Below are 2,533 nucleotides of genomic sequence, written 5' to 3'. Positions count from 1 at the left end.
GCGGTGGCAGAGGGAGTGATGTCGCGCGGTTCGTGTGCTCTCAGGGGCCTCTCCGCAGAGCGGCGAGGGTTCCTCCACGGCTCGGGCATTGCGCGGATTGTCCACGGATGGCCGCGGTGCTCGCGAAGGGGGCGACGGTAAGAGCGACGCTGGGGTGATGGGTCGAGACATGAGCGTCCACGAAGCTCAGGCGCTGCTGCGCACGCGAGTGGAATTGTTGGATCGTGACGTGCCGGCCGGGCGTCTGCGGTCGGCATCGTCGAGTGAGTGGCGTCGTGTGCAGCGCGGTGTCTACGTCGCGCGGGACGCGGTGGACCACCTGTGGCCCCAGGCCGACCTGCGCCTGCGGATCGTCGCGGCGACCAGCCGGATGCGGGGCGGCGATGCGGTGGTTTCACACGTCTCGGCGGCAGTGGTGCACGGGCTCGCGCTGGTGGGCGTCGCGAACCGGCCGGTCGAGGTGACCGTGGCCGGGGATGCGCGGATGTCGAGCCGCCCGGGCCTCAAACGCCACCTCGACGAACTGAACGCGGACGACATCGTCGATGTGGACGGCATCCGATGCACATCGGTGGAGCGCACCGTCTTCGACATCGCGCGGGTCGCCTCTTTGGAGGCCGGGGTGTCGTGCGCAGATGCAGCGGCGAGACGGATGGCGGTCAAGGGGCGCGACTTCGACCCCGGAGCCCAGGAGGCTTGGCGTGAGCGCTTGCGCGCCCGGGCGGGGGAGGCCTCGGGTCGCCGGGGTGTTGCGAGGGCCCGGTGGGTCATCGAGTTCTTCGACGGTCGCGCCGAACTGCCCGGTGAGAGCCTGAGCCGTCTACAGCTGTTTCGGCTCGGGTACCGCGACTTCGAGCTCCAGGTGCCGGTCGACGGCCCGGACGGGGAACCATACGAGGTCGACATCGGTCTCGCCGACGAGAGGACGTTCTGGGAGTTCGACGGCGAGGGGAAGTACCTCGACCCGTCGATGCGCGGCGGACGGACCCTCGAAGAAGTGTTGCTTCGGGAGAAGCGTCGCGAGGACTGGATTCGCGGCGTCACGCAATGGCGACTGTGTCGTGGGGGCTTTCGCGACATCGCGACGCCTGAGGCGCTCGGTGCGCGTCTCACGGCATTCGGGGTGCCGCGGCCGGCCGCGTGAGAGCACACGCTCGGTTCCGACTGACACGATGTCCGCCGGGCGCGGCGTGTGCGCTCGAGCGGATCGTGTGATCTCGCGTGGAGAATCGGCGGCGGGCGGGCGGATTGGCGAAGGTGGCGGGCGTCGGGTACAGTGGATGCCAAGCCAAAGACCGTCGGTTATCGGAGTGCTCGCATTCCGGTCGAAGCGTCTGCTGAGAAGCAGAGAACCTACGCAGGTCACTTGAACTCCTCCTGAAAGGGAATCCGAGCTCCGTGCGCCTGCGCCGGAGCTCTTCTTTTTGCCCAGACCCGGTGTCTTCGGCTGGCGCCCCGTCATCGCGGAGCGCCTCGTACACACAAGGAGTGGCCATGGCGCAGAAGGATGCATCGGTCGCCGAGCTCACGAAGAACTTCGAGAACTCGACCGCCGTTCTGCTGACCGAGTACCGCGGTCTGACGGTTGCCCAGCTCAAGCAGCTGCGCAACGACATCCGTCAGGACGCGGATTACGCCGTGGTGAAGAACACGCTGACCAAGATCGCCGCGTCCAACGCGGGGGTCACGGGACTGGACGACGAGCTCAAGGGCCCGTCTGCCATCGCGTTCGTGCACGGCGACCCCGTCGCCGTCGCGAAGAGCCTGCGTAACTTCGCCAAGGCTAACCCTCAGCTCGTGGTGAAGGGCGGCTACTTCGATGGCGCCGCTCTGACCGCGGATGAGGTCAACAAGCTCGCCGATCTCGAAAGCCGTGAAGTCCTGCTGGCGAAGCTCGCCGGTGCGATGAAGGCGACGATGACCAAGGCGGCATACGTCTTCCAGGCGCTTCCGTCGAAGGCCGTTCGCACGGTCGACGCGCTGCGCGAGAAGCAGGACACCGCGGCCTGACCCGGCCCGGCTGATTAACCCGATCAAGGAGATACAACATGGCTAAGCTCAGCACCGAAGAGCTGCTCGACGCGTTCAAGGAGCTCACGCTCATCGAGCTGTCCGAGTTCGTCAAGGCGTTCGAGGAGACCTTCGACGTCACCGCTGCCGCCCCCGTGGCCGTTGCCGGCCCCGCCGCCGGTGGCGCTGCCCCCGCCGAAGAGGTCGAGGAGAAGGACTCGTTCGACGTCGTCCTCGAGGCCGCCGGTGACAAGAAGATCCAGGTCATCAAGGTCGTCCGCGAGCTCACCTCGCTCGGCCTCGGCGAGGCCAAGGCCGTCGTCGACGGTGCTCCCAAGGCCGTGCTCGAGGGCGCGAACAAGGAGACCGCCGAGAAGGCCAAGGAGGCGCTCGAGGGTGCCGGCGCCACGGTGACCCTGAAGTAATAACGCTTCATGCGGTCGCGGTAACGCGATACACGAAGACCCGGATGCCGTTGGCATCCGGGTCTTCGTCGTTTCCGGGCGGGTGACCCGAGATGCCG

At 67.3% G+C, this 2,533-nt stretch carries 3 protein-coding genes; all 3 read left to right on the top strand.

Annotated elements, in window-relative coordinates; genetic code table 11:
* Positions 1-277: 277 nt before the first annotated feature.
* Positions 278-1,144, top strand: coding sequence for a hypothetical protein (locus RWP81_RS16260; protein WP_314457865.1), 867 nt, complete (start codon positions 278-280; stop codon positions 1,142-1,144).
* Positions 1,145-1,494: 350 nt separating this feature from the next.
* Positions 1,495-2,010 carry a 50S ribosomal protein L10 gene (gene rplJ, locus RWP81_RS16255; RefSeq protein ID WP_055956078.1) on the top strand — a complete coding sequence of 172 codons (516 nt, stop codon included), beginning with the start codon at positions 1,495-1,497 and terminating at the stop codon, positions 2,008-2,010.
* Positions 2,011-2,048: 38 nt separating this feature from the next.
* Positions 2,049-2,435 carry a 50S ribosomal protein L7/L12 gene (gene rplL / locus RWP81_RS16250; protein WP_055956082.1) on the top strand — a complete coding sequence of 129 codons (387 nt, stop codon included), beginning with the start codon at positions 2,049-2,051 and terminating at the stop codon, positions 2,433-2,435.
* The last annotated feature ends 98 nt before the right edge of the window (positions 2,436-2,533 follow it).

This window comes from uncultured Microbacterium sp., from assembly GCF_963521695.1.
GTDB lineage: Bacteria > Actinomycetota > Actinomycetes > Actinomycetales > Microbacteriaceae > Microbacterium.
The sequence above is the reverse complement of the archived record's forward strand: the minus strand, read 5'-3'. Positions and strand labels throughout refer to the sequence as shown.